General features: G+C 57.8%; 19 protein-coding genes. 7 read left to right on the top strand and 12 right to left on the bottom strand.

Annotation, left to right across the window (positions count from 1 at the left end):
* Nucleotides 1-100 precede the first annotated feature (100 nt).
* Nucleotides 101-1,396, bottom strand: a complete 1,296-nt coding sequence (locus J7413_RS18335) for an ABC transporter substrate-binding protein (RefSeq protein WP_209100882.1) — start codon at nucleotides 1,394-1,396, stop codon at nucleotides 101-103.
* Between the two features lie 160 nt (nucleotides 1,397-1,556).
* Here J7413_RS18335 and J7413_RS18330 point away from each other — a divergent pair, with 160 nt between their 5' ends.
* The 3 genes from J7413_RS18330 to folD all read left to right on the top strand — a co-directional run bounded on the left by J7413_RS18330 (nucleotide 1,557) and on the right by folD (nucleotide 6,057).
* Nucleotides 1,557-2,906, top strand: coding sequence for an NAD(P)/FAD-dependent oxidoreductase (locus J7413_RS18330; RefSeq protein WP_209100880.1), 1,350 nt, complete (start codon nucleotides 1,557-1,559; stop codon nucleotides 2,904-2,906).
* A gap of 448 nt (nucleotides 2,907-3,354) precedes the next feature.
* Complete coding sequence (locus J7413_RS18325; RefSeq protein WP_209100878.1) at nucleotides 3,355-5,031, top strand: formate--tetrahydrofolate ligase; 1,677 nt, start codon at nucleotides 3,355-3,357, stop codon at nucleotides 5,029-5,031.
* 135 nt (nucleotides 5,032-5,166) lie between these two features.
* Nucleotides 5,167-6,057 carry a bifunctional methylenetetrahydrofolate dehydrogenase/methenyltetrahydrofolate cyclohydrolase FolD gene (gene folD / locus J7413_RS18320; RefSeq protein WP_209100876.1) on the top strand — a complete coding sequence of 297 codons (891 nt, stop codon included), beginning with the start codon at nucleotides 5,167-5,169 and terminating at the stop codon, nucleotides 6,055-6,057.
* A gap of 43 nt (nucleotides 6,058-6,100) precedes the next feature.
* Here the strand turns inward: folD and glyA are convergent, their stop codons facing one another.
* The 6 genes from glyA to J7413_RS18290 are packed head-to-tail and all read right to left on the bottom strand — an operon-like array spanning nucleotide 6,101 to nucleotide 14,408.
* Complete coding sequence (gene glyA / locus J7413_RS18315) at nucleotides 6,101-7,402, bottom strand: serine hydroxymethyltransferase (protein WP_209100874.1); 1,302 nt, start codon at nucleotides 7,400-7,402, stop codon at nucleotides 6,101-6,103.
* Between the two features lie 17 nt (nucleotides 7,403-7,419).
* On the bottom strand, nucleotides 7,420-10,071 hold the full coding sequence (locus J7413_RS18310) for a phosphoenolpyruvate carboxylase (RefSeq protein ID WP_209100872.1): 2,652 nt from the start codon (nucleotides 10,069-10,071) through the stop codon (nucleotides 7,420-7,422).
* Nucleotides 10,071-11,045 carry a D-glycerate dehydrogenase gene (locus tag J7413_RS18305; RefSeq protein ID WP_209100870.1) on the bottom strand — a complete coding sequence of 325 codons (975 nt, stop codon included), beginning with the start codon at nucleotides 11,043-11,045 and terminating at the stop codon, nucleotides 10,071-10,073. Before J7413_RS18305 ends, J7413_RS18310 begins: the two co-directional genes overlap by 1 nt.
* Nucleotides 11,045-11,935: a succinate--CoA ligase subunit alpha gene (gene sucD / locus J7413_RS18300; RefSeq protein ID WP_209100868.1), complete on the bottom strand. Its 891-nt coding sequence runs from the start codon at nucleotides 11,933-11,935 to the stop codon at nucleotides 11,045-11,047. Before sucD ends, J7413_RS18305 begins: the two co-directional genes overlap by 1 nt.
* Nucleotides 11,932-13,131: a malate--CoA ligase subunit beta gene (locus tag J7413_RS18295; protein ID WP_209100866.1), complete on the bottom strand. Its 1,200-nt coding sequence runs from the start codon at nucleotides 13,129-13,131 to the stop codon at nucleotides 11,932-11,934. Before J7413_RS18295 ends, sucD begins: the two co-directional genes overlap by 4 nt.
* A 29-nt stretch (nucleotides 13,132-13,160) precedes the next feature.
* Nucleotides 13,161-14,408, bottom strand: coding sequence for an aminotransferase class V-fold PLP-dependent enzyme (locus J7413_RS18290; RefSeq protein ID WP_209100864.1), 1,248 nt, complete (start codon nucleotides 14,406-14,408; stop codon nucleotides 13,161-13,163).
* A 203-nt stretch (nucleotides 14,409-14,611) separates the two neighbouring features.
* Here J7413_RS18290 and J7413_RS18285 point away from each other — a divergent pair, with 203 nt between their 5' ends.
* From J7413_RS18285 to J7413_RS18275, 3 genes are all read left to right on the top strand, one after another.
* The gene (locus J7413_RS18285; protein ID WP_247743621.1) at nucleotides 14,612-15,247 is read left to right on the top strand and encodes a response regulator transcription factor; all 636 of its coding nucleotides are present in this window, start codon (nucleotides 14,612-14,614) and stop codon (nucleotides 15,245-15,247) included.
* Between the two features lie 101 nt (nucleotides 15,248-15,348).
* Nucleotides 15,349-16,326 carry a CoA ester lyase gene (locus J7413_RS18280; RefSeq protein WP_209100862.1) on the top strand — a complete coding sequence of 326 codons (978 nt, stop codon included), beginning with the start codon at nucleotides 15,349-15,351 and terminating at the stop codon, nucleotides 16,324-16,326.
* On the top strand, nucleotides 16,295-17,590 hold the full coding sequence (locus J7413_RS18275; protein ID WP_247743620.1) for a DUF4147 domain-containing protein: 1,296 nt from the start codon (nucleotides 16,295-16,297) through the stop codon (nucleotides 17,588-17,590). Before J7413_RS18280 ends, J7413_RS18275 begins: the two co-directional genes overlap by 32 nt.
* Before the next feature lie 13 nt (nucleotides 17,591-17,603).
* Here the strand turns inward: J7413_RS18275 and J7413_RS18270 are convergent, their stop codons facing one another.
* Nucleotides 17,604-18,044 carry a group II truncated hemoglobin gene (locus tag J7413_RS18270; protein ID WP_209100921.1) on the bottom strand — a complete coding sequence of 147 codons (441 nt, stop codon included), beginning with the start codon at nucleotides 18,042-18,044 and terminating at the stop codon, nucleotides 17,604-17,606.
* A 54-nt stretch (nucleotides 18,045-18,098) separates the two neighbouring features.
* Nucleotides 18,099-20,468, bottom strand: a complete 2,370-nt coding sequence (gene tdm, locus J7413_RS18265) for a trimethylamine-oxide aldolase Tdm (RefSeq protein ID WP_209100858.1) — start codon at nucleotides 20,466-20,468, stop codon at nucleotides 18,099-18,101.
* Between the two features lie 181 nt (nucleotides 20,469-20,649).
* Between tdm and J7413_RS18260 the strand changes: the two genes are divergently transcribed.
* Complete coding sequence (locus tag J7413_RS18260; RefSeq protein WP_247743618.1) at nucleotides 20,650-21,474, top strand: EamA family transporter; 825 nt, start codon at nucleotides 20,650-20,652, stop codon at nucleotides 21,472-21,474.
* A 113-nt stretch (nucleotides 21,475-21,587) separates the two neighbouring features.
* Here the strand turns inward: J7413_RS18260 and glnT are convergent, their stop codons facing one another.
* The 3 genes from glnT to J7413_RS18245 all read right to left on the bottom strand — a co-directional run bounded on the left by glnT (nucleotide 21,588) and on the right by J7413_RS18245 (nucleotide 25,021).
* Nucleotides 21,588-22,916 (bottom strand): type III glutamate--ammonia ligase, encoded by a 1,329-nt coding sequence (gene glnT / locus J7413_RS18255; RefSeq protein ID WP_209100848.1) that lies wholly within the window; start codon nucleotides 22,914-22,916, stop codon nucleotides 21,588-21,590.
* Nucleotides 22,917-22,985: 69 nt separating this feature from the next.
* Nucleotides 22,986-24,320: an FMN-binding glutamate synthase family protein gene (locus J7413_RS18250; RefSeq protein WP_247743617.1), complete on the bottom strand. Its 1,335-nt coding sequence runs from the start codon at nucleotides 24,318-24,320 to the stop codon at nucleotides 22,986-22,988.
* A gap of 17 nt (nucleotides 24,321-24,337) precedes the next feature.
* Nucleotides 24,338-25,021, bottom strand: a complete 684-nt coding sequence (locus tag J7413_RS18245; protein WP_209100844.1) for a GXGXG domain-containing protein — start codon at nucleotides 25,019-25,021, stop codon at nucleotides 24,338-24,340.
* Nucleotide 25,022: the final 1 nt, after the last annotated feature.

Below are 25,022 nucleotides of genomic sequence, written 5' to 3'. Positions count from 1 at the left end.
TTTCGCCGTTTGTCTTGACTTTAAACGTTTGTGCGCGACCTCTCCCATTTGGGGTGACCGCGAACATCGCACCAATGGCCGCCTATAGGCGCAATTTGCTTTAGTAGGCCGCGCGGGCTGTCAGTTGGGCGTGGTGGCCACTTTCGGCGCGCTGATGCCAGAGTTGGCCTTCTTGCGCCATGTGGTGGCGAAACAGGGCTTCGTGTTTGTCGAGCCAGTCGATGATGGACACGAATTCCGCGATGCGCGCCTTGCCGGATTTCAGCGTGACCACAGGCCAATCGCCGATCAGAGCATTGTCGATTCCAAAGACGCTTTCCCCCCACCAGCGGGCCGGGCCGAAGGTGTGGGTCACCGGATCCATCTGTTTCATGGTCGCCATCACCGACACCGGCTGAACAGAGGCCACTTTTTCCACCGCCGCATGCCATATGTCGAGGATTGCAACATATTCCCAGCTCACCGCGCTCCAGCTGTCCGGATAGCGTGTGGTGTATTCTTTGTAAAAGCTGCTGGGCCGCATCAGGAATGAGGTGTTTCGTGCCAGTTCCGGGTCATCAAAGTCGGGGAACTGAAAGATTGTGCCTTCCATGAATTCTGTCGAAGTGCGGGCCACCAGACGGGCATAATCATCCAGCGTGCAGGACATGATCTTGCCGTTGTATCCCTTGTTGAAAGCATACTCTGTCATGGCGTTAACCATTGGTGTGTAACTGGTGCACCAGCAGACCAATTGAGGGTCCGCATCGAGCATAGGCTGAACGATTCCCGCGACATCGGTCTCTTCTGGGGCGTATTTCACCTCTTTAACCACCTCGATTCCGGCCGCTTCAAACGCTGCCCGATATGTGGCAATTGAGGGCAATCCGTGGGCATCGGTCTGGCTGCACAGCGCAACTTTGCGCACTTCGGGGTGGTTGCGGGCCAGCCAATCGACGCCGGTGACATTGTACAAAGGGTGCACTTCTGAGGGTGCAATCAGGTAGCGCGTGTCCGGTGACAGGTCGCTTGGCAGCAGTGTGGAGGTCAGCACTTTGTTGTCTGAAAGGAACTTTCGCAGCGGCGAAAAGGTGTCTCCGCCCAGCATCAACAGTAGTTTTACATTCTCAGATTGCACCAGATGGCGGGCGCCAGTCATTGCGCGATCGGCGTCATAGCCGCAATCAAATGGAACAATTTCAACGGGATAGCGTCGTGCCCCCACCAATAGGCCGCCGGCTTTGTTCAGGCGGTCTTGCCACAGGCGGCATCCCTGAAGGCCGGGAAGGCCCCAAGAGCTGACGTCACCTGATAAGGGCGCCAGAAAGCCGATTTTGATCGGCTCGTTGGTTCCCACCCGGTCGTTTGGCAGCAAAGAAGACATGGCTATGCGATAGGCGAAACTGGAAGTCAGCATACCTATTGCTACCACTGCATGCCGACATGTCAAAACGAAAAGGATTTACCTGGTAGGTTAATAAATTTCCCCGAAATGAAAATTATTGACATCGCGGGCGAACTGGCCTTCAACTGGTGCAAACCAATGAGACCAATAAAATGCCAACTCGGAGATAAGCATGACCAATAAGCGCATTGCCATCATCGGTGCCGGGCCTTCGGGCCTTGCTCAGCTGCGGGCCTTTCAATCAGCCGCAGCCAAGGGAGAGGATATCCCGGAAATCGTCTGCTACGAAAAGCAAGACAACTGGGGCGGCCTTTGGAATTACACGTGGCGCACTGGTTTGGACGAGAATGGCGAACCGGTACATTGCTCCATGTATCGTTACTTGTGGTCCAATGGCCCCAAGGAAGGTCTGGAGTTTGCGGACTACTCATTTGAGGAGCATTTTGGCAAACAGATCGCGTCTTACCCTCCGCGCGCAGTGCTGTTTGACTACATTGAAGGTCGAGTCAAAAAAGCGAATGTCCGCGATTGGATTAAGTTCAACCACGCGGTTCGTTGGGTGAACTACGACGACTCCACGGGCAAATTCACGGTCACCGTGCATGACCACAACATCGACAGCACCACGTCGGAAGAGTTTGACCATGTGATTTGCGCATCGGGCCACTTCTCTACCCCGAACGTGCCACATTATGAAGGGTTTGAAACCTTCAATGGTCGTCTGGTGCATGCGCATGATTTCCGTGATGCGCGTGAGTTTGCAGGCAAGGACATTCTGGTTGTAGGGGCGTCTTACTCCGCTGAGGACATTGGCTCGCAGTGTTGGAAATACGGCGCCAAGTCGATCACCAGTTGCTATCGTACGGCGCCCATGGGCTTTAAATGGCCAGACAATTGGGAAGAAAAGCCCGCGATGGAAAAGGTCAGCGGGAACACCGTCTATTTTTCAGATGGCACCACCAAAGATGTGGACGCGATCATTCTGTGCACCGGCTACAAACACTTCTTCAACTTCCTGCCTGACGATCTGCGCCTGAAAACAGCCAACCGTCTGGCGGCGGCGGATCTATATAAGGGTGTGGTCTATGTGCATAACCCGAAGATGTTCTATCTGGGCATGCAGGACCAATGGTTCACCTTCAACATGTTTGATGCGCAGGCTTGGTGGGTGCGGGATGCGATTCTCGGCAAGATCGACATCTCTGGTGTGTCCAAAGACGACATGCTGGCGGATGTGAAAGAGCGTGAAGCCCGTGAGGACGCTGATGATGACGTAAAATACGCCATTCGCTATCAGGCGGATTATGTCAAAGAGCTGGTGGCGGAAACCGACTACCCAAGCTTTGATATTGATGGCGCTTGTGAGGCCTTTTTTGAGTGGAAGAAGCACAAAGCCAAGGACATCATGGCGTTCCGCAACAACAGCTACACCTCTGTTATCACAGGCACTCTTGCGCCAGTCCATCATACGCCGTGGAAAGACGCGCTGGATGACAGCATGGAAGCCTATCTGAAAAACTAAGATTGCGTCGCCCCCTTTGTCATCCGGGGGCGAACACTCTCGCGTGACGCACCACATTTGGCGCGTCACGCGCTTTGTTTGTCAGGCTTACGCGTGTCTGAGGTTGCTCTGTCCTGTCTGGGTGCGTGAGTACATTTTGGGGGGCTCAATGAAGCACATAAGGCGGGCCGCGGGACATGCATCAAGAAATTTACTTGACTGGCAGGAATATAAATTCATTATTGAGAAAATTGCGGCGTTCATTAGGGACCGGAGGCAACCGGCAATGATACCTTTCTCAATGGGCGCCGGAAGACATGCGCGCGACCTGCGGCTACGTCCCGCCGCGCTCAGCCACCCCACCTAATCCAGCGACGCTGCGAGTGCGCTTTCAGCGGTTGGGTTGGAAACGATCGCACCCAAATAACACGCCGCAACCTGCGTGGCACGCAACAACAGGAGATATCTTTTGGCCTATAAAACCGACATCGAAATTGCCCGCGAAGCCAAGAAACAACCGATCCAGGAGATTGGTGCAAAGCTGGGCATCAGTAGCGCTGATTTGCTGCCTTACGGCCACGACAAGGCCAAGGTGAGCCAGGAGTTCATCAACTCCGTCAAAGACAAAGAGGACGGCAAGCTGATCCTCGTGACCGCCATCAACCCGACACCTGCGGGCGAAGGCAAAACCACCACCACTGTGGGTCTGGGCGACGGTCTGAACAAGATCGGCAAAAACGCCATGATCTGTATCCGCGAAGCGTCTTTGGGCCCGAACTTCGGCATGAAGGGCGGCGCAGCGGGCGGCGGCATGGCACAGGTTGTGCCCATGGAAGAGATGAACCTGCACTTCACAGGGGACTTCCACGCGATCACCTCGGCACACTCGCTGCTGTCGGCGATGATCGACAACCACATCTACTGGGGCAATGAGTGCGAAATCGACATCCGCCGCGTGGCATGGCGTCGTGTGGTCGACATGAACGACCGCGCTCTGCGTCAGATCACGGCTTCTCTGGGCGGCGTGTCCAACGGCTTCCCTCGCGAAACCGGCTTTGACATCACCGTGGCCTCTGAGGTGATGGCGATCCTGTGTCTGGCAAACGATCTGGAAGATCTGGAAAAGCGTCTGGGCGACATCATCGTGGCCTACCGCCGCGACAAAACCCCGGTGTATTGCCGCGACATCAAAGCAGAAGGCGCAATGACCGTTCTGCTGAAAGACGCGATGCAGCCAAACCTCGTGCAGACTCTGGAAAACAACCCGGCCTTTGTGCATGGCGGCCCATTCGCCAACATCGCCCACGGCTGTAACTCCGTGATCGCAACCAAAACCGCGCTGAAAGTGGCGGATTACGTTGTCACTGAGGCAGGCTTTGGTGCTGACCTTGGTGCCGAGAAATTCATGAACATCAAGTGCCGCAAAGCGGGCATCGCGCCTTCCGCGGTTGTTCTGGTGGCCACCGTGCGCGCCATGAAGATGAACGGCGGCGTTGCCAAGGCGGATCTGGGGGCAGAAAACGTCGAAGCAGTTCAGAATGGCTGTGCCAACCTTGGCCGTCACATCGAAAACGTGAAATCCTTCGGCGTGCCGGTTGTTGTGGGCATCAACCACTTTGTCACCGACACCGAGGCAGAAGTGCAGGCCGTCAAAGACTACTGTGCCGAGCACGGTGTGGAAGCAGTTCTGTCCCGTCACTGGGAGCTGGGCTCCGAAGGCTCCGCACCGCTGGCAGAGAAAGTTGTGGAAATCGTGGAAGGCGGCTCTGCCAACTTCGCACCGATCTACCCAGACGAGATGCCGCTGTTTGAGAAGATCGAAACCATCGCAAAGCGCATCTATCGTGCCGACGAAGTGCTGGCTGACAACAAGATCCGCAACCAGCTGAAAGAGTGGGAAGACGCAGGCTATGGCAACCTGCCGGTTTGTATGGCGAAAACTCAGTATTCCTTCTCCACCGATCCGTCCCTGCGCGGCGCGCCAACAGGCCACTCTGTGCCTGTGCGTGAGGTCCGTCTGTCCGCCGGTGCTGGCTTCATCGTGGTGGTCTGCGGTGAGATCATGACCATGCCAGGCCTGCCGCGCAAGCCTGCTTCGGAAAGCATCCGACTGAACGACGAAGGCTTGATCGAAGGCCTGTTCTAAGGTGTGACACGCGAACGGAGGGCGGGATTTCTGGCTGTCAAAAGTGAATGGCTCAGATGTCTTGCCCTTTGTTTTTCATACTGAATCTGCGCTTGGCGCGCGGGACATTCATTTGGTGTAGAAAAAGGGAATTCGATGACTGCAAAGCTGATTGACGGCAAGGCCTTTGCCGCCACTGTCCGTGAAAAAGTTGCGTCACATGTGACGCGCCTGAAAGAAGACCACGGCATCACCCCCGGTCTGGCTGTGGTGCTGGTGGGTGAAGATCCCGCGTCGCAGGTGTACGTGCGTTCAAAAGGCAAACAGACCACTGAAGCGGGTATGAACTCTTACGAGCACAAGATGGATGCTGACACCACTGAAGCGGATCTACTGGCGGTTATCGACGCGTTGAACACTGACCCGGCGGTGCATGGCATTCTCGTGCAGCTGCCGCTGCCCGGTCATTTGAATGAAGATCTGATCATCAATTCAATTGCGCCGGAAAAGGACGTCGACGGTTTTCACATTTCAAACGTGGGCCTGCTGGGCACCGGTCAGAAATCCATGGTGCCGTGCACGCCGCTGGGTTGCTTGATGATGTTGCGGGACCATCACGGGTCTCTGTCGGGCATGAATGCGGTTGTGATTGGCCGCTCCAATATTGTGGGCAAGCCGATGGCGCAACTTTTGCTTGGGGACAGCTGCACTGTGACCATTGCGCACTCGCGTACCAAGGATCTGCCCGGGGTGGTGAAACAAGCGGATATCGTTGTGGCCGCTGTGGGGCGTCCGGAAATGGTGCCGGGGGACTGGATCAAGGAAGGCGCAACCGTGATCGATGTGGGTATCAACCGCATTGAGCGCGACGGCAAAAACAAGCTGGTGGGCGATGTCGACTTTGAAAGCGCGGCGAAAGTGGCGGGCGCGATCACGCCGGTTCCGGGCGGGGTTGGTCCTATGACCATTGCCTGCCTACTGGCCAATACGGTCACCGCCTGTTGCCGCGCAAATGGTCTGGCTGAGCCCGAAGGGCTTACGGCATAAAAGCGGCAGGGTGCGCGCGGGTGCACCCTGCAATATTTGCGGTTCAGAGCTCTGGATAGAGCGGGAACCTGGCGCAGAGCGCGGCCACTTCGCCGCGTACTTTGGCTTCGACGTCGCCGTTGTTGTCTGCGCCGTGGGCGGCCAGACCATCCACGATTTCAATGATCCAGTCTGCGATTTGGCGGAACTCGGCCTCGCCAAAACCGCGGGTTGTGCCGGCGGGCGACCCCAGTCGAATGCCCGAAGTTACGGTTGGTTTCTCCGGATCAAAGGGCACACCGTTTTTGTTGCAGGTGATATGCGCACGCCCCAGCGCCTTGTCCACGATATTGCCAGTCACGCCTTTGGGGCGCAGGTCGACCAGAACCACATGCGTGTCGGTGCCATTGGTCACGGTCGCTAGACCGCCTTTGACAAGTTGATCGGCGAGCGCCTGCGCATTGCTCACCACAGTCTTGATGTAGTCTTTGAACTCAGGGCGCAGCGCTTCGCCAAAGGCCACGGCCTTGGCCGCAATGACATGCATCAGCGGGCCGCCCTGAATGCCGGGAAAAATTGCGGAGTTCACTTTTTTCGCGATCGCCTCATCATTGGTGAGGATCATCCCGCCGCGCGGGCCTCGCAGGGTCTTGTGTGTGGTGGTTGTGGCCACATGCGCATGTGGGAAGGGGCTCGGGTGTTCGCCCGCCGCAACGATGCCAGCGAAGTGGGCCATATCAACGTGCAGATAGGCGCCCACCATATCTGCGATTGCGCGCATACGCGCAAAATCGATCTGGCGTGGAATGGCGGACCCGCCGGCGATGATCAGTTTTGGCTGATGTTGCTTGGCCAGCGCTTCGACTTGATCATAGTCCAGCAAATTGGTGTCGCGGCGCACGCCATATTGCACGGCCTTGAACCATTTGCCCGACTGGTTCGGAGCGGCGCCATGGGTCAGGTGCCCGCCTGCGTCCAAGCTCATGCCCAGAATGGTGTCGCCCGGTTGGAGCAGCGCCTGAAACACACCCTGATTGGCCTGACTGCCAGAGTTCGGCTGAACATTGGCGAATGCACATCCAAACAGCTGTTTGGCGCGTTCAATGGCAAGGGTTTCTGCCATGTCGACAAATTGGCAGCCGCCATAGTACCGGCGACCGGGGTATCCTTCGGCGTATTTGTTGGTCATCACGGAGCCTTGGGCTTCCATCACGGCGCGGGACACAATGTTTTCTGAGGCGATCAGCTCGATTTCATCTCGCTGGCGGCCCAATTCCTTTGTGATCGCGCCAAACAGCGCCGGGTCGCGCGCGGCCAGGCTTTCGGTGAAAAAGCTGTCTGTGCTGTCGTAGAGATCTTTGGTCATGGTGGCTCCCTGTCTGTTTATCCGGTCCAGCCAAGGCCGGAGGAGATGCAATTCATGGATTGCATGAGGTGGATACGGGCTGGGTTTGCGGAGGATGGATCGGCGCGCACGTCCTGTAGCAGAGTCATTTGCAACTGGTGGGCTGCCTGCAGGGTCGGACCGTTGCGTTCACATTGCGCGCGCAGACGTGGGAAGCGCGCGGCCAGAGGCTGACCGGTGATTGTGGTGATCATGGATTGCGTGCGCGCATGTTCCTTCTGAATGTCGCCAAAGATGGTCGCAGAAACGTTGGGGTCTTCGACAAGATCCGCATAGCCACGCGCGATGGTCATGTCGGTCAGCAGCAGTGCCTTTTCCACTTCGTCGATCATCAAGCGGAACAGCGGATTGTGCAGGAACATGCGGTGCAATAGTGCGTCGCTTTGCGCCCCTCGGATTGAGCGGAAGGTTTCCAGTGCTTTGCCGACGCCATACCAGCTGGTGATCATCTGGCGGTTCTGAGACCAAGCGAACACCCATGGAATTGCACGCAAGTCGTCCAGAGAAGCAGCCCCGAACCGACGCGCGGGGCGTGACCCGATGCGCAGGAGTGCAAGTTCATTCACAGGGCTGGCTTGGTTGAAGTATGGCAGGAAATCCTTGTGCGATATCAGCGCCGTGTAGGCGGTCTGGCTCAGGCTGGCCAGCGCTTCGAGTGCGTCATCCATTTCCGGGTCGATGGGTTCCAATCCGCTATTGGCACTGTGGCGCAGGACTGAGGATGCCAAAAGTTCCAATTGTGCCGCAGCCGTGCCGACATTGGCGTATTTTGCGCTGACAACTTCGCCCTGTTCGGTGATGCGCAGCGCGCCATCCAGCGTTCCAAGCGGTTGTGCTGCGATGGCCCGGTCGGTGGGCGCGCCGCCCCGACTGACCGAACCACCGCGACCGTGGAAAAAGACGGGCTTCAGACGGAAGGAAGCAAGGCTGCGCGTGATGGCCCGTTGTGCGCGATCAAGCGACCAGATCGAGCGCAGGAACCCGCCGTCTTTGTTGCTGTCAGAATATCCAAGCATGATTTCGATACGGCCGGACCCGTTGCGTAAGCTGCGCAAGGCAAGCGGCGTACTCAAAACATCTCGCAGTATTTCTGGGGCGGCTTCGAGGTCGGGAATGGTTTCGAAAAGAGGCACCACTTTGAGGGACAGCGTTTCTCCTCCGAACCCTGCATAGCGTGCCAGCAGATATACGGCGAGAATGTCATCTGATGATCTGGTCATCGACAGAATGAACGGGCCGATGGCTTCGGGATCGACGCCGGTCTGGCTTTCGCGGATCAGGCGCAACAGGGCCATTAGCTCCGTTGCTTCCTCGGACAGACGGGTGTCATTGATATGCACAAGGTCGGGTTGGGAGAGCTCGCGCCGCAGGCGGGTGCGCCACTCAGGCGTTTCGGGGGCAGGGGTGTGCCCCTGTGCTTGCCATATGGCCTGAAGCGTGCGTGTGACCACCTCTGAATTCTGACGAATATCAAGGGTGTGCATGCGCAACCCAAAGACCTGCACCTGCCATCGCAAAGGGCGGATCAACTCTTGCGCCAGCAGGTCTGCGTTGATGTCGTGCAGAGCAGTTTCGACGGTTTTCAGGTCTTTCTCGAAATCCTTCACATGCAGATAGCGCCGATCAGACAGGCAAGAGCGGATGGCGGCCATGGCCTGACGGAAAATTTCGTTTGGGTTTCGCGCACGTAAAGTTGCGGCATCCTGCGCGCGGGTCTCAATCAGTTGGGTCAGTGTTTTCTGGGTTGCTTGGGGCAGGGGTACCAGCTTTGCGGACACTGACAGGTGCTGAACGATGTCATCCAGACGCTCAAGATAAAGCGCGTGGGCCATATCGCGGGAGCGGGTCAGCGCCTGGGCGGTGACTTTGGCGGTGACATTTGGATTGCCGTCGCGGTCGCCCCCAATCCAGGAATGGAAGCGTAAACAGCAGCTGTCTGGCAGGTCGTTTCCAAAGGCGTCCTGAGTGGCCGTGGCAAAACTTTCAAACAGGCGCGGTACGGCTTGCATCAGGCTGTTGCGGTAGAACTGCAGGCCCCAGTCGATTTCCGCATCAAGGGTGGGGCGTTCGAGGCGCAACTCGCCTGTCATCCAGAGCAGGTCGATCTCCATTTCAAGGCTGCGCTGAAGTTGCGCCTCTTCGCGTGGGGACCAGCGTTCTGTTTCGAGGTTGACCAAGCAGCGGTAAATGCGCCGGTGGATCTCCAGCACAGAGACACGTTTGGCTTCTGTTGGGTGGGCGGTCAGAGTGGGGCCGACGTTCAGACGATTGTCTTCGATCAGTTTGCGCATGCTGCGCTGGGCTTCTTTGTTGGGTTCAGCGAGGACCTGCGCAAAACTGCCGGTGCGATTGGCTGGGCCTTCTGAGCGGTCTGCCTGACGGATGGTGCGGATGAATGTGTTTTCATCCAGAATTTGTTGCAGCTGGAACCAGATGGTTGCCGCTTGAAGGTGATCTGATGCCAGATCCAGAGACCAGCAGGGGGGCGGTGTGCCCTGATCCGTCAAGAGGGCGGGCGCCCGGCGTGCCAGAACATGGGTCCAGGCCCGCTTCAGGCGCGCGCGCAGGCGGTCGGTCTGAAGAGCGAAATTGGCCGTCGGTTGGGAAGTTTCGGGCGCCCGCTGTTGCATCACTGCACCTTATCTATTGGGTTTCCATCTTTGAAAAACGCTTCGAGGTTGTCGAGCACACGAAACCCCATGGCTTCGCGGGTGGCTCGGGTGGCACTGCCCAGATGAGGCAGCATGACGAGATTGTCACATTGCATCAGATCCGGGGCGATGCGCGGTTCGCCATCAAATACATCCAGCCCGGCCCCGCCGATCATGTCAAAGCTGAGTGCCTGAATCAGGGCGTGTTCGTCGATCACCTCGCCACGGGCCGTGTTGATCAGGAAGGCATCCTGTTTCATCAAACCAAGGCGTTGCCCGTTGATCAGGTGCTTGTTCGCTTTGCCGCCCGGACAGTGCAGGGAGACAAAATCGCAGTGCGGCAGAAGCTCTTCGATGGTGTCGACCTGTGTCGCGCCATAGGCGGCCAGCACTTCTGGCGCGACCTTTGAGCGATTTTGCACGATGATCTTCATGCCAAAGCCATGATGCGCCCGTCGCGCCATGGCCTGACCGATCCGGCCAAAGCCAATGATGCCAAGTGTTGCGCCGCTCACGCGCGTGCCCACCAGGTGCGTGGGACGCCATCCCGTCCATTGCCCGGCGCGCAACTCGCGTTCGCCTTCGCCTGCACGGCGGGCCACCATGAGCAGCAGAGTCATGGCGATGTCGGCGGTGCAATCTGACAGCACATCTGGCGTGTTGGTGACCGTGATGCCGTGGGTCTTGGCCAGATTCAGATCGATATGGCCAAAGCCCACGCCGTAATTTGCCAATAGCTCGGTCTTGGGGCGCGAGACATCAAGCGCTTCGGCATCCAGTTTGTCTGTGACCGTTGGCAGGATTGCATCATATTTCTTGAGAGCCTCGCGGAAATCCGCGTGACTCATGGGGGTGTCTGCCTTGTTGAACTCGGCATTGAAATTCTCCGCCAGCCGCGCCTCGACAGCTGCTGGCCAGCGGCGGGTGACAAGCACATTGGGTTTCGCGGGCATCAGGCGGCCTCCTTCATGACACTGGCGATGGTGTCGCCGATCACGGCTGGGTTGGGCGCAACGGTGACGCCTGCCGCAGAGAGGATTTCGACCTTTTCGCTGGCACTTTCGCCAAAGGCTGAGATGATCGCACCGGCATGGCCCATGGTGCGGCCCTTGGGGGCGGTCAGCCCTGCGACATAGGCCACCACAGGTTTTGTCACATGGGTGCGGATATAGTCGGCTGCTTCTGCTTCTTGCGGGCCGCCGATTTCGCCAATCATGCAGATCACATCCGTTTCATCGTCGTTCTCGAACTTTTCAAGAATGTCGCGGAAGGACGAACCGTTGATGGGGTCCCCGCCAATGCCAACGCTGGTCGAGACGCCGATACCGTGTGCCTTGAGCTGCGCCGCGGCTTCGTAGCCCAGTGTGCCTGAGCGCCCGATGATGCCGACGTTCCCCGGCAGATAGATATGTCCGGGCATGATGCCGAGCAGCGCTTTGCCGGGGCTGATGGTGCCTGCGCAATTTGGTCCGGTCAGCACCATGCGGCGCTCTTTGGGGTAGCGATACATATAGCGCTTAACGCGGATCATATCCTGTGCCGGAATGCCGTCGGTGATACACACGCAGTAGCGAATGCCGCCATCTGCGGCTTCCATGATGCTGTCGGCAGCAAAGGGAGGCGGCACAAAGACAAGGCTGGCATCTGCCTGAGTTTCGGCAACGGCCTCTTCCACGGTGTCAAAGACAGGCACACCGTCAACCATTTGGCCCCCTTTGCCGGGCACAACGCCGCCCACAACGTTGGTTCCATATTCCAGCATGTCTGCGGTGTGGAAGCGGGCCATCTTGCCGGTAATACCATGCACGATGACGCGAGAGTTTCGGTCCAGATAGATGCTCATTTCATAACCCTCACCTTGGTATCTTGGGACAATTCGTTCTGCCATGCGCCAACGGCCCGTTCGGCTGCTTCCATCAGGGTTGCGGCACGAATGATGGGAAGCCCGCTTTGTGCGAGGATTTTCTGACCTTCCTCTACATTGGTGCCCGCAAGGCGGACGATCACGGGCACGTCGACTTGCACTTCCTGCAGGGCCTGCACAACGCCGGTCGCCACCCAGTCACAGCGGTTGATGCCTGCGAAAATGTTGACGAGAACGGCCTGAACATTGCTGTCAGACATCACCAGCCGGAACGCCTTGGCAACCCGCTCCGGTGTTGCGCCGCCGCCGATGTCGAGGAAGTTGGCAGGTTCGCCTCCGGCCATCTTGATCGTGTCCATGGTGGCCATGGCGAGACCGGCACCGTTAACGATGCACCCGATATTGCCATCAAGGCCGACATACGACAGGCCCCGGTCCGCCGCGCGGCTTTCGCGTGGATCTTCCTGCGATTTGTCGCGCAGCTCTGCGATCTGTGGGTGACGGAACAGCGCGTTGTCGTCAAAAGTCATTTTCGCGTCGAGCGCAACAATGCGGCTGTCGCTTGTCACAACCAGCGGGTTGACCTCAACCATGGTGGCGTCATGTTCGGTGAAGGCGCGATAGCAGCCTTGCAACGTGCGCACCATTTGCTGTGTCATTGCTGGCTCGATGCCCAGTTTGAAAGCGATCTGGCGGCATTGAAAATCCTGCAGACCCACCGCTGGTTCCACTGTGGCGCGGACGATGCTGTCTGGTTTTTCTGCCGAGATGTCTTCGATCTCCATGCCGCCTTCGGCGCTGGCAACGATCATCACGCGCTGGCTTGAGCGATCCAAAACGAAGCCAAGATAGATTTCCCGCTCTATCGGGACACCCGCTTCGACATAGACGCGATAGATGCCTTTGCCATCGGGGCCGGTTTGGTGGGTCACCAGCTTGCGGCCAAACATCTCTTCGCAGCCGCTTTGAATGTCGGCGTCATTTTTGCAGATCTTGACGCCGCCCGCCTTGCCGCGGCCACCGGCGTGTACCTGTGCTTTGACAACCCAGAGTTCGCCGCCCAGTTCGCGCGCGCGGTATACGGCCTGTTCAGGGCTGTAGGCCAATGCGCCTGCGGGTACATCCACGCCAAAGCCGGCGAGGATTTCCTTTGCCTGATACTCATGAATATCCATGGTGTCCTCCCAAAATACCTGTTGGTTTCCTATTCCGCAGCAACTGCGACGCGGTAATGGCGTTCAAGCGCGGCATTCACGGCAGCGTGATCAACACTGCCGCCGAGCTCCTCGATGGCCTGGCCAAAGCGGACGACGATGTCGCGGATGGTGGCCTCACTCAGCAAATTGAGGATGCCAATGCGCACTTGCACGGGTTCTGACAGGGTGGGCCAGATGCCAAAGTTGCGTGCGCGACAGTTTTGCACGAGTTCCATTTCGCGGCCCGCCAGTGCGCCGGGCAGATTGAGCACGACCAGCGACGTCATGTTCGATGTGACCTCGCAGCCCATGGCGGCAACCGCTTTGCGCAGGGCTGCCTCGTGGTGGGTGTAGTCCTTCGCGCGCTGTGCAACGGTTTGCTGTAGCGCGATGCGCAATGCTTCGTGGAAAGCGGCGACCGCATAGGCCGAATGGGTGCGGTGGTAGGTGCCTTTTTCGACATCTTGGCCGTCGATGATGCCCCAATGGCGGGCCTCCATGAGGGGGTGATGCACAAAGCTGCGGGTGCCGGTGGTCTTGAGTGTGTCGACATAGCGATCGGTCAGAGACACCGGCGCATAGGTGAGTGGCAGACAGCAAATGCCCTTCTGTGGACAAGAGGCCCAGCCCGCGACGCCGGGGTAGTCATCAATGCGAAAGTCTTCTACGCCCAGAGAGGAGACCGCATCGACCAGTCCCATGGCGCCGTGCTTTTCGCAGGCGTCACTGAACCCTTGAATGTCGTTGATGCGGCCGGAGCCCGTTTCCCAATGCGCCATCGCGGCCCATTTCGGTTTGTGCTCGGCCAGCGCTGCGTCGACGATTTCACCGGTGACGGATTGCCCGTGCGGCACATTGATGATGGTGACGGATGCAGGTTGTGGATCCAGTGGATTGGCGGCCAACTCTTCTGCGGTGGCGGCTTTCATGCGCACGGTTAAGCCGTCGATGCCTGAGAAGGTGCCATTGACGAACACGACGACTTTGTCACCGGGCATCACAGCGCTGAACATCACATCAAGGCCGCTCCAGCCGGTGCCAGCCACACCAAAAGTATGCGTGTTTTCGGTGCCCCAGATTTGGCGGAGCATGTGCTTGCATTCGATCATGCCACGCAGAACATCGCCATGCATGTGGTCCGCGATGCCCGCCCCTGCAAAGGCCTCAAGCACGCGTGTGTCGGTGTTGCCGGGGCCGGGTCCGGCAGCGATTGTGGCAGGGATCACCAGCTTTGAGAAAATCTGTGGGCTTTGCATTTTGGGCTCCTAACTGATGTTTTAGTATTCGAATTTCCAAAATGATGACTTGCCTTTGATTTTAAGAAAACGCACCTTGATCCTGCTTTTGTGTGTCTAAAAGGGTGGGTAAATACCTACCCATATTGGTAAGTATTCCGTTGTATACCCGAATTAGAGCTACCTAAATGGGTAGTTTATTCAAAATAACTTAGGAAAAACAAATGGTTGAAAAAACCTCTGCTCCGATCTCGATCATGCTTGGTGATGGCAATCCATTGGTGTTGTCAGCCATGTCAGAGATGTTTGACCGCGATGCGAGATTCTCTTTGGTGGCGACCAGCGCCACCGCCGAAGGGTTTCTGGGAACGGTGATGCGGGTGCCGGTTCAGATCGGTGTGATCGATTGGGAATTGCCGGTGCTGGGGGCGGAAAAGCTGACCGAAGTGTTGCGTGCCCAGGAAAATGCGCCCCGGGTTATCATCTACGGGAATGATGACAGAGCCTTGGTAAAAAGGGCAATGAGTGCAGGAGCAGCCGCATATGCAACGCGATCTGGGTCGACAGATACCCTGATTCAAACCTGTTTGGATGTGGCTGCCGGTAAAATGGTCTTTCCATTTCTCGACGTTCGTGAGTTGAGAAATGATCCGATTGAGAGCCTTTCCCGCAAAGAAAAGCTGTTACTGGATGCACTGGCGACGGGCCTGACAAACAAGGAATTGAGCCGAGAACTGGAGATTTCGACCAATACGGTGAAGTTTCATCTGTCGAATATCTTCGACAAACTGTCGGTCAGAAACAGGGCGCAAGCGATCGCTTACTACTACTCTCATAAAGCAAAGGACGGTCAGGGCTGATTAAGTCGGCATTCATTCGTATGCAGAAAAAATTATTGACAGGAAAATTAGTTTTGGGAAATTGAAAACTGTAGACAGACCCGAGCGCGAGGAGACGCCCCATGTCCTTTTTCCCAATCGAACAAGCCCCCGGCCGCCTGAATCGTAGTGAGCTTGCCGTTCCTGGAAGCCAGTTGCATATGTTTGAAAAGGCGGCACAATCTGATGTCGACGTCATTTTTCTCGACCTTGAGGATGCGGTCGCCCCCGACGAAAAGGAGCAGGCCCGCAAAAATATCATCAAGGGTCTGAACGAGATCGACTGGAACACCAAAACCATGTCGATTCGGATCAACGGTCTGGACACACATTATATGTATCGCGACGTGGTTGACGTGGTTGAGCAGGCTGGCGACCGGTTGGATCTGATCATGATCCCAAAGGTTGGTACCGCCGCAGACGTCTATGCCGTCGATATGCTCACCACGCAGATCGAAGATGCGGTGGGTCTGAAGAAACGGATTGGCTTTGAGCATATCATTGAAACCGCGCTGGGCATGCAGAACGTGACCGAGATCGCGGGCGCCTCAAAACGCAATGAAAGTCTTCATTTTGGTGTGGCGGATTATGCGGCGTCGACCCGAGCCCGCACCACGATCATTGGCGGTGTGAATCCGGACTATTCGGTGTTGACTGACCCATCTGATGATGGGGCGCGCATGACCCATTGGGGCGATATGTGGCACTACGCACTGGCGCGTATGGTTGTTGCGGCGCGCGCGAATGGGCTGCGCCCGATTGATGGGCCGTTTGGAGATTTTCAAGATGCTGATGGCTATCGCGCTGCTGCAAAACGGGCTGCTGTTTTGGGGTGTGAGGGCAAGTGGGCCATTCACCCCAGTCAGGTTGCTTTGGCGAATGAGGTGATGTCGCCCTCTGAGGCGGAAGTGACCAAGGCTCAACGTATCTTGGAGGCAATGGCTGAGGCCGAGGCCGCCGGAAAGGGGGCGGTGTCGCTCGATGGGCGTCTGATCGATTATGCATCGATCCGTCAGGCTGAGGTGCTGGTTGAAAAAGCGCGGCAAATCTCTTTTGCTTGATCAGCCAAACCTGCTGCGCGGCGTCTCCCGCACCGCCTTTGATATGGCGGTGCGGTGCGCTGATCCGGCGCAAGCGGTGCAGGCAGAACTGTCGCGCGCGCCTTTTGCGCCACTGCAGGAGGGGGCGAAAACTTACTGTATCGCCATGGGTAAGGCAGCCCCAGCGATGTTGCGCCCGTTTTGCCAGAGCCGATCCGGACCGATGGAAACGCTTTGCGTGACCCATCGTGAAAACACCGAAGTGGTCACGGCAGATTGGGTTTTTCGCGCAGGCCATCCTGTCCCGGATGAGGAAGGTTTGCGCGCTGCTGCAGCGATTTGTGATATGTTGGAACGCGCCGAGGCGCAGGATCGCGTGATTGCGCTGATCTCTGGTGGTGGATCGGCGCTTGTGCCCGCGCCGCCAAATGGCGTGAGTCTGGCTGACAAACAGACATTGAATCGGCTGCTGCTGCAAAGCGGATTGGGCATCAATGCGATGAATTTGATCCGGCAGCAGGTGTCTGATCTGAAAGGCGGTGGGTTTTTGCGGCGCGCCGCGCCTGCGCAGGTGACTGCGCTTATCCTGTCTGATGTCATCGGAGATGATCTGCGCGCCGTGGCCAGCGGGCCAACCGTGGCCCCACTTGGCACCGCGCAGGAGGCTTTGCAGCTGATCGCAGAGGCGGGGATCACGGACCGGCTGCCGCAGAGCATCCTGATGCATCTGAGCCGTGAAGGGGCCGCGCCCGAGGTTGGGCTCGCGGACAACCGTCTGATCGGCAGCAATCGACAAAGTGTTGAAGCTGCGGCCCACGAGCTTGGCGGCAGGTTTGACGTCACTGTGGCAGACGCGCCTCTGACTGGAGACGTGCGCGACGCCGCAGACCGGATTTTTCGCTCCAGTATTGAGAGAGCCACACAACATGGGCCTCAGGCGTTGGTCTGGGGTGGGGAAACCACCGTGCGCGTGCGTGGAAACGGAAAGGGCGGGCGCAATCAGGAGCTCGCGCTGCGTGTTGCGGCACTGGCGGACGCCCAGCCGATAGATCGCCACTGGGTGTTTCTGTCTGGTGGTACCGATGGTCGCGATGGGCCCATGGATTCTGCAGGAGCTGTGGTTGATCAGGCCACATGCGCGCGCATTCGCCAGCATGGTCGCGCGCCGGCACGTTTTCTGGAGTGCAATGACAGCTATGCTGCGCTCGCCCTGTCAGGTGATCATCTGATGACCGGTGCGACAGGCACCAATGTGGCGGACATTCAGATCATGTTGATTGGGTGAATCGGATGCGCTCTTAGGCAGGCGTGTCCGTTGTATGCGGGTTCACTGGGCTGTCCAGTCGCCAGTCATGAACATCATTCACCAGCATATGTGCGGCGCGGCGCAGGGTGGCGCGGATGCGCTGGACAGTTGCAATGTCCATCAACCCACAATCATCCAGGGCTTTGTCAAATGTCTGTAGCCAGAGGTCGGCATCCTCTTTGCGGATGGGGATGTGTTCGTGCAGCTCTCGCAGGTTCATGTGGCCAAAGCGTTCGCGATAGTAGGCTCGGCCTCCGAAGAAGCCGGACAGAAATTCAAACTGCGCTTGCCGGATGTGTTCCATACCATGCCCGCGAAAATGAAGACGGTGCAGAGGGTAGGCCTCTGGGTCCGTTTCCATGCGATCATAGAAGCAATTGACCAACTCTCGCAGCCGTTCCTCTCCACCAATGTCGGTCAATGCACTCATAATTTCAGCCTATCTTTGCGTTTGTTCTGGTCCTTGATCTTGGTTAACAGGCCAGGCTTACGACCGGGGGCGCGTTTTCTGTGGATCGTAATGGGCAAAGGGCACGATGGTGGCCGGCAGGCGTTTTTGGTGACCGTCGAGTTTGCCGATTTCTACCTCTGTGCCGACGTCATGATGGGCCACGTCCACCCGCGCCAGCGCGATGTTCTTGCCCAAAATTGGCGAGCGCATGGAGGAGGTGACTTCGCCGATCTGGGCCCGGCCAATGTGGACACAGTCCCCGTGAGCGACATCGACATTGGCGTGGATATCAAGGCCAACCAGCTTGCGCGCCGGGGTTTCCTTGCGTCGGATCAACGCGTCGCGGCCGATGAAATCATCAGTCTTGGACTTCAACGGCACGGTAAAGCCGATGCCGGCTTCGAAAGGATCGGTTTGATCACTGAAATCATAGCCCGCAAAGATCAGACCGGATTCGATGCGCAGCATGTCCAGCGCCTCAAGGCCCATGGGGCGAATGCCATGTTCCTGCCCCGCGTCCCAGACGGCGTCAAACACCGCGCCTGCGTGGCTGGGGTGGCAGAAGATTTCATAGCCGAGTTCCCCGGTATATCCCGTGCGGGAGACGACAATCGGCGTGCCATCATGACCATGCAGGCGCGCAGGGGTGTGGCGGAACCAGGCCAGATCCTCGAAGTTGGGATGATGCGGCATGGTCCAAATGATCTTTTTCAGCAGGTCGCGGCTTTCTGGGCCTTGCACAGCGATGTTGTGTTGAACGTCGGTGGAGGCGCGCACCAGCACCTTTAGGCCCAGCTTTTCCGCCTGTTCGCGGATCCATTCGCCGCCATAGTCTGAGCCGCCAATCCAGCGGAAGTTGTCTTTGCCCAAACGGAACACAGTGCCGTCATCGATCATGCCGCCATGGGGATAGCACATGGCCGTATAAACCACGCCGCCCACCGGCAGGGTTTTCATGTTGCGGGTGAAGATATACTGGCACAGGGCTTCGGAATCTGGGCCGGTGATTTCGAATTTGCGCAATGCGCTGAGATCCATCACGACGCATTTTTCACGCGCCGCGTGGTATTCTTCGATCGGGCCTGCGGTGGACATGCAGTTCGCCAGCCAGAACCCATTGTATTCAATGAAGTTCTCGGTGAATTTGGCAAAGCTGTCGTGGAAACCGGTCTGTTTTGTCATTTTCGCCTCGGCATCAGGGGTGGGGCGGTAGGCCACCGCACGTTGGAATTTTTCTTCGCCGCTGTAGGTGCGAACATGAATATCAGTGGGGTTCCAGCCGTTTGCGGCCGATGTGTCATCGGGGCAGGCTGAGCTGACGCAGACCAAATCGGTCAGCGCGCGCAGCAACACATAGTCGCCCGGGCGGGTCCAAGGCTCGTCAGAATACATGACGCCGTGTTCGTCCAGCGCCGTATTGAAGAAGAAGTTGATCGCCATCCAGCCGGCCCGGCCCGTCACCCCATGCGGCGCGAGCGCAGCATTGAAGTTGTCCGAACAGTTCACATGGCCGGGATAGCCGATGTCGTCATAGTATTTTGATGAACAGGCCAGGGCAAAAGCGTCGTGACGTCCGACCGTGTCCTGTATCACTTCGACCAGCGGCAACATGTCGTGATCATAGTATTTCGCATGTAGGCCCGGCATTGGATAGGCGTGTTCCATAATGGTGCGCGTGGTGGTCACATCCAGGGCATGTTCGACGCCTTTGTCCAATTTGCGCGCAGCGAAACACTGGAAATCGGTGCATTGACGGCCGTCGACGTCGAGGATCTGAATGTAATCTCCGGCTTTCACGAAGTAGCTTTGCGCTGTGGCGGAGTGGACGCGGATTTCGGCAACGGGATCTGCCAGAGGGTCTGGCAACTCAAAGCTGGTGTGGGGCTTGATGACGGCGCGTTTGACCCAGACCGTCAGTGGCGTTGAGGTGTTTTGCAGCTCAAAATCCATCACGCCACCGGGGGCGGCTACAACGACAACGCCATCTCGCCGTGCGGTGAAGATACGGTCTTCTCCGGCAGGGGTGGTTGGGCCGAAAATGTCGATAGAGCGTGCTGAGCCCAGTTCTATGCCTCGCGCCTCCAGCCCCAAACGCAAGCCACGCAGGGATTGGTCTGAATTGGTCAAAAGCGCCTTGAGGCCCATTGCGGTGCCGTCGCCAGCTTGCCCAAAGACTGCAGGATCGACAACGCCATCGGGGCCCGCTGCGACGATTTCGCAAGGCTGGCCGCCCTCGGTATTGGAGACGGTCAACGTATCGCCAGTTTCGATTCGGATCAGGATTGCCCCTGCACCTTCAACAACATAGCGTTCTGTGCCTGGCGGTAGTGAGAACACTTGAGGCTGTCTAATCAAGCTTGGCTTGGGTGGTCCGGGTGCAACGTCCGGGTAACGATTGTCGAGCATGTTTCCCCCTTATAGGTGATCCACCATTTGCTTTTGCGGAATAATAGTTAAATATAAAGAATATCCACAAAGCGGTCCTTCGGACAAGAAAAGAAACCAGTTGAACCAATTATTTTGAAAGGTTCAAAAAAAGCAAGTGGGTTTGCGCAACAGAAGGTGTGACGGATTGTTGAGTCTAGGGTTGGGAATTGTAGCGGCTTTGGCTTGGGGGTTTCATGATCTCTGTGTGCGGTACGTCAGCCAAAACGCTGGAATCATTGCGCCTTTGCTGGGGGTCATGGTGTTTGGTACGCTTATGGTCGCGCCGTTCAGCCTGTTGGCTGAGTCCCAACCCACAACAGGGGCGGTCACGCTCGGCTTGGTGGCGGGCGTGATCTATGGATTGGCAGGATATGCGCTTTATCAGGCCTTTTCCATTGGCCCTGTGCGCCTTGTGGCACCAATTATCGGTTCATATCCCGCGCTGTCTGTGGCCTGGGCCAGCGTCATGGGGCAAGCCGCGACTGTAGATCAATGGGTTGCGGTGCTTCTGATCATTGTTGGAGTTGGGTTCGGCGTTGGTCGCAGCGATGAAGAAGGACAGCCGCAAGGCAGACGGCGTGCTGCGGTTCTCTGGTCGTTGGCGGCTGGGGTGAGCTTTGCCACAACTTTTGCGATCGGGCAGGCGGCAGCTTCGGGTGGGGCGGAGGTGGCGCTTTTGCTGCCCACGCGGCTGGCAGCGCTTGGGACGATTATCGCGTTGGCCGTGCTGAGTGGGCAATCGGTCAGACCGGCCATGAAAACCCTGCCTGTTCTTGTGCTCATGGGGGCCTTAGATGCCTTGGCGCTGGGAATGATTATTGTCGCAGGCGGGGTGCCGCGACCGGAATTCGCCAGCGTTGCTGCCTCTGCTTTTGGATTGATTACGGTTACGCTGGCCGCCCTGTTCCTGCGGGAGCGGATGACCCCGGCCCAGTGGGGGGCGGTTGGCGTTGTCTTTGCTTCGATTGCCTATCTTGGGCTTTGAGCGCGCGCGATAGCGTGTCACTTATCCCGATCGTAAATCAAACCGGGTGTTGAAAAAAGAGCGCGCGACCCGGTCGCGCGCTAAGGGGGATGACCTGCCGGGGGAGGTAAAGGTCAGATATCGAGAGTGTGCTCTTTCTCCCAACGGGAGAAATGGCTGACGAAGGAGTTCCATTCCTGGTTCTTCAGCTTGAGATAAGCGCTGGAGAATTCACCGCCCATCGTTTGAACCAGCTCATCATCCCGTTCATAGGCGCGCAGGGCGTCCAGCATGTTGAGCGGCAACTTTGGGGCATCCGTGATGGAGTGACCTTCGGCATACATGTCGATGTCATGGCGCTTGCCCGGATCTGCTTTGGTGCGTACGCCAGACAGACCGGCGGCGATGATCACCGCCTGCAGCAGATAGGGGTTCACCGCACCATCGGGCAGGCGCAATTCGAACCGGCCGGGGCCAGGAACGCGCACCATATGTGTGCGGTTGTTGCCGGTCCAGGTCACTGTGTTTGGCGCCCAAGTTGCGCCGGACATGGTGCGCGGTGCATTGATCCGTTTGTAGCTGTTCACGGTTGGGTTGGTGATCGCAGCCAGCGCGCTGGCGTGTTTCATGATCCCACCAAGGAAATGGCCGCCTTTTTCAGACAGGCCAACTTCGCCAACCTGGCCGCCAGCGTCGCCTGCAAAGACATTGACCTTGCTGTCCGAACCTGGCGCGTCCCAGACCGAGATGTGGGCGTGACAGCCATTTCCGGTCAGACCTTCAACCGGTTTCGGCATGAAGGTGGCGCGGAAGCCATGTTTTTCCGCCACCGATTTGGTCATGAATTTGAAGAAGCTGTGCTTGTCCGCGGTTTTCAGAGCGTCGTCAAATTCCCAGTTCATTTCGAACTGGCCGTTCGCATCCTCATGGTCGTTCTGATACGGACCCCAGCCCAGTTCGAGCATGTAGTCGCAAATTTCACGCACCACATCATACCGTCGCATCACAGCCTGCTGATCGTAGCACGGTTTGGCTGCGGTATCGAAGGGGTCGCTGATTTCATCTCCTTCCGGAGTCAGCAGGAAGAACTCTGCTTCGATGCCGGTTTTGACGTGCATGCCTTCGGCGGCGGCCTCATCAATCAGGCGGCGCAATACATTGCGGGGGGCCTGGGCGACATCCTGTCCTTCCATCACACAGTTGCCAGCAACCCAAGCCACTTCGGGCTTCCAGGGCAGTTGGATTACGGAGTCCGGATCTGGCACCGCCAGCATGTCGGGGTGGGCTGGTGTCATGTCCAGGTAGGTGGCAAACCCGGCGAAACCGGCGCCATCCTCTTGCATGTCGGCGATTGCCTGCGCCGGAACCAGTTTGGCACGTTGGCCACCAAATAGGTCCGTGAAGGAAATCATGAAATACTTGACGCCTTTTTCCTCGGCAAATTTTGCGAGATCAATCGTCATTTGGGGCTCCCTGTAGGTCTTGTTTTTTATAAAAAGGCGTGCGGAGTGGTGTCCGCACGCCCTGCATTTTTAGTAACCGGTCCCGGGTTTTCCCGGATACCAGTCGGTGCCAGCCATCGGAATCTTGGCCATTGCAGCCGCTTCCAGTGTCAGCGCGCACAGGTCCTCTGGTTCGAGGTTGTGCAAATGGTTGTGTCCGCAAGCTCGCGCGATGGTTTGTGCCTCAAGGGTCATCACCTTCAGGTAGTTGCGCAGACGGCGCCCTGCCTCAACGGGATCAAGGCGCGCCATAAGGTCGGGATCTTGAGTGGTGATGCCTGCCGGGTCTTTGCCTTCGTGCCAGTCGTCATATGCACCAGTGGTGGTGCCCAGTTTCTGATACTCCGCCTCCCACTTGGGATCGTTGTCTCCAAGTGCGATCAGAGCTGCGGTGCCAATGGCCACGGCGTCTGCCCCCAGAGCCATGGCTTTGGCCACGTCTGCCCCAGTGCGAATGCCGCCAGAGACAACCAGCTGCACTTCGCGGTGAACACCCAGATCCTGCAACGCCTGAACGGCGGGGCGGATGCAGGCCAGCGTTGGCATGCCCACATGTTCGATGAACACGTCTTGGGTTGCAGCGGTGCCGCCCTGCATGCCGTCCAGAACCACAACATCGGCCCCGGCTTTTACGGCCAGTGCGGTGTCAAAGTACGGGCGGGTGCCGCCGACCTTGACGTAGATTGGTACTTCCCAATTGGTGATCTCGCGCAGTTCCAGGATCTTGATCTCAAGGTCATCTGGGCCAGTCCAATCTGGATGACGGCAGGCGGAGCGTTGATCGATGCCTTTGGGCAGGGTGCGCATGTCTGCCACGCGGTCAGAAATTTTCTGACCCAGCAGCATGCCGCCGCCACCGGGCTTGGCGCCCTGACCAACCACGATTTCGATCGCATCTGCTTTGCGCAGATCGTTTGGGTTCATACCGTAGCGCGACGGCAGGTACTGGTAGACCAGCTTGTTCGAATGGCCGCGCTCTTCAGGGGTCATGCCGCCATCACCGGTGGTGGTAGACGTGCCCGCCGCGCTGGCGCCGCGCCCCAACGCCTCTTTGGCCGGGCCAGACAGCGCGCCAAAGCTCATGCCGGCGATGGTGATCGGGATGTCCAGTTTGATCGGTTTCTTGGCAAACCGGGTGCCAAGGGTCACGCTTGTGTCGCACCGCTCGCGATAGCCTTCCAGCGGGTAGCGTGAAACTGACGCGCCCAGAAACAGCAGATCATCAAAATGCGGGACGCGCCGTTTGGCGCCGCCGCCGCGGATGTCGTAAATGCCAGTGGCCGCTGCGCGCCGGATTTCCGCGTTGATCGGGTTGGAAAATGTTGCCGACTGGATCGGCATGGTCTGCGGGATTTTGTTATCCATATCTTTCATCCTGATCCTCAGTAGGACTGCGCATTGTCGACGTCGAAGTTGTAGAGCTGACGGGCGGAGCCGTAGCGCTTGAACTCTTCGGGTTTGGCGTCAGCACCTGCGCGTTCGAGCAGATCCTTGAGGATCTCGATGTGTTCGGGGCGCATTTCTTTTTCGATACAGTCGGCTCCTAGGCTTTTGACTGAGCCGCGCACAAACAGGCGTGCCTCATAAAGGGAGTCCCCCAGTGCATCACCGGCGTCGCCGCAGACAACAAGGTTGCCCGCCTGCGCCATAAAGGCGCTCATGTGGCCGATATTGCCGTGTACCACGATGTCGATCCCCTTCATGGAGATCCCGCAGCGCGAGGACGCGTTGCCCTTGATGACGAGCAGACCGCCATGGCCGGTGGCCCCGGCATATTGGCTGGCATCCCCTTCGACGACCACGGTGCCCGACATCATGTTTTCTGCGACGCCGGGGCCAACTGAGCCTTTTACATTGACGGTCGCCTGCTGGTTCATGCCGGCGCAGTAGTAGCCGGTCGATCCGTTTACGGTGACCTCGATCGGCGCATTCAGACCCACAGCAATTGCATGGCTGCCTTTGGGGTTCACGATGTTCCATTCGGTCTGGTTGGTGGTTTCGCTTTGGGCGTGCAGGGCGGAGTTCAGACCGCGCAGGCCGTTGGCTTCAAGATCATATGTCTGCATC

Source organism: Shimia sp. R10_1 (genome assembly GCF_017744095.1).
GTDB lineage: Bacteria > Pseudomonadota > Alphaproteobacteria > Rhodobacterales > Rhodobacteraceae > Shimia.
The sequence above is the reverse complement of the archived record's forward strand: the minus strand, read 5'-3'. Positions and strand labels throughout refer to the sequence as shown.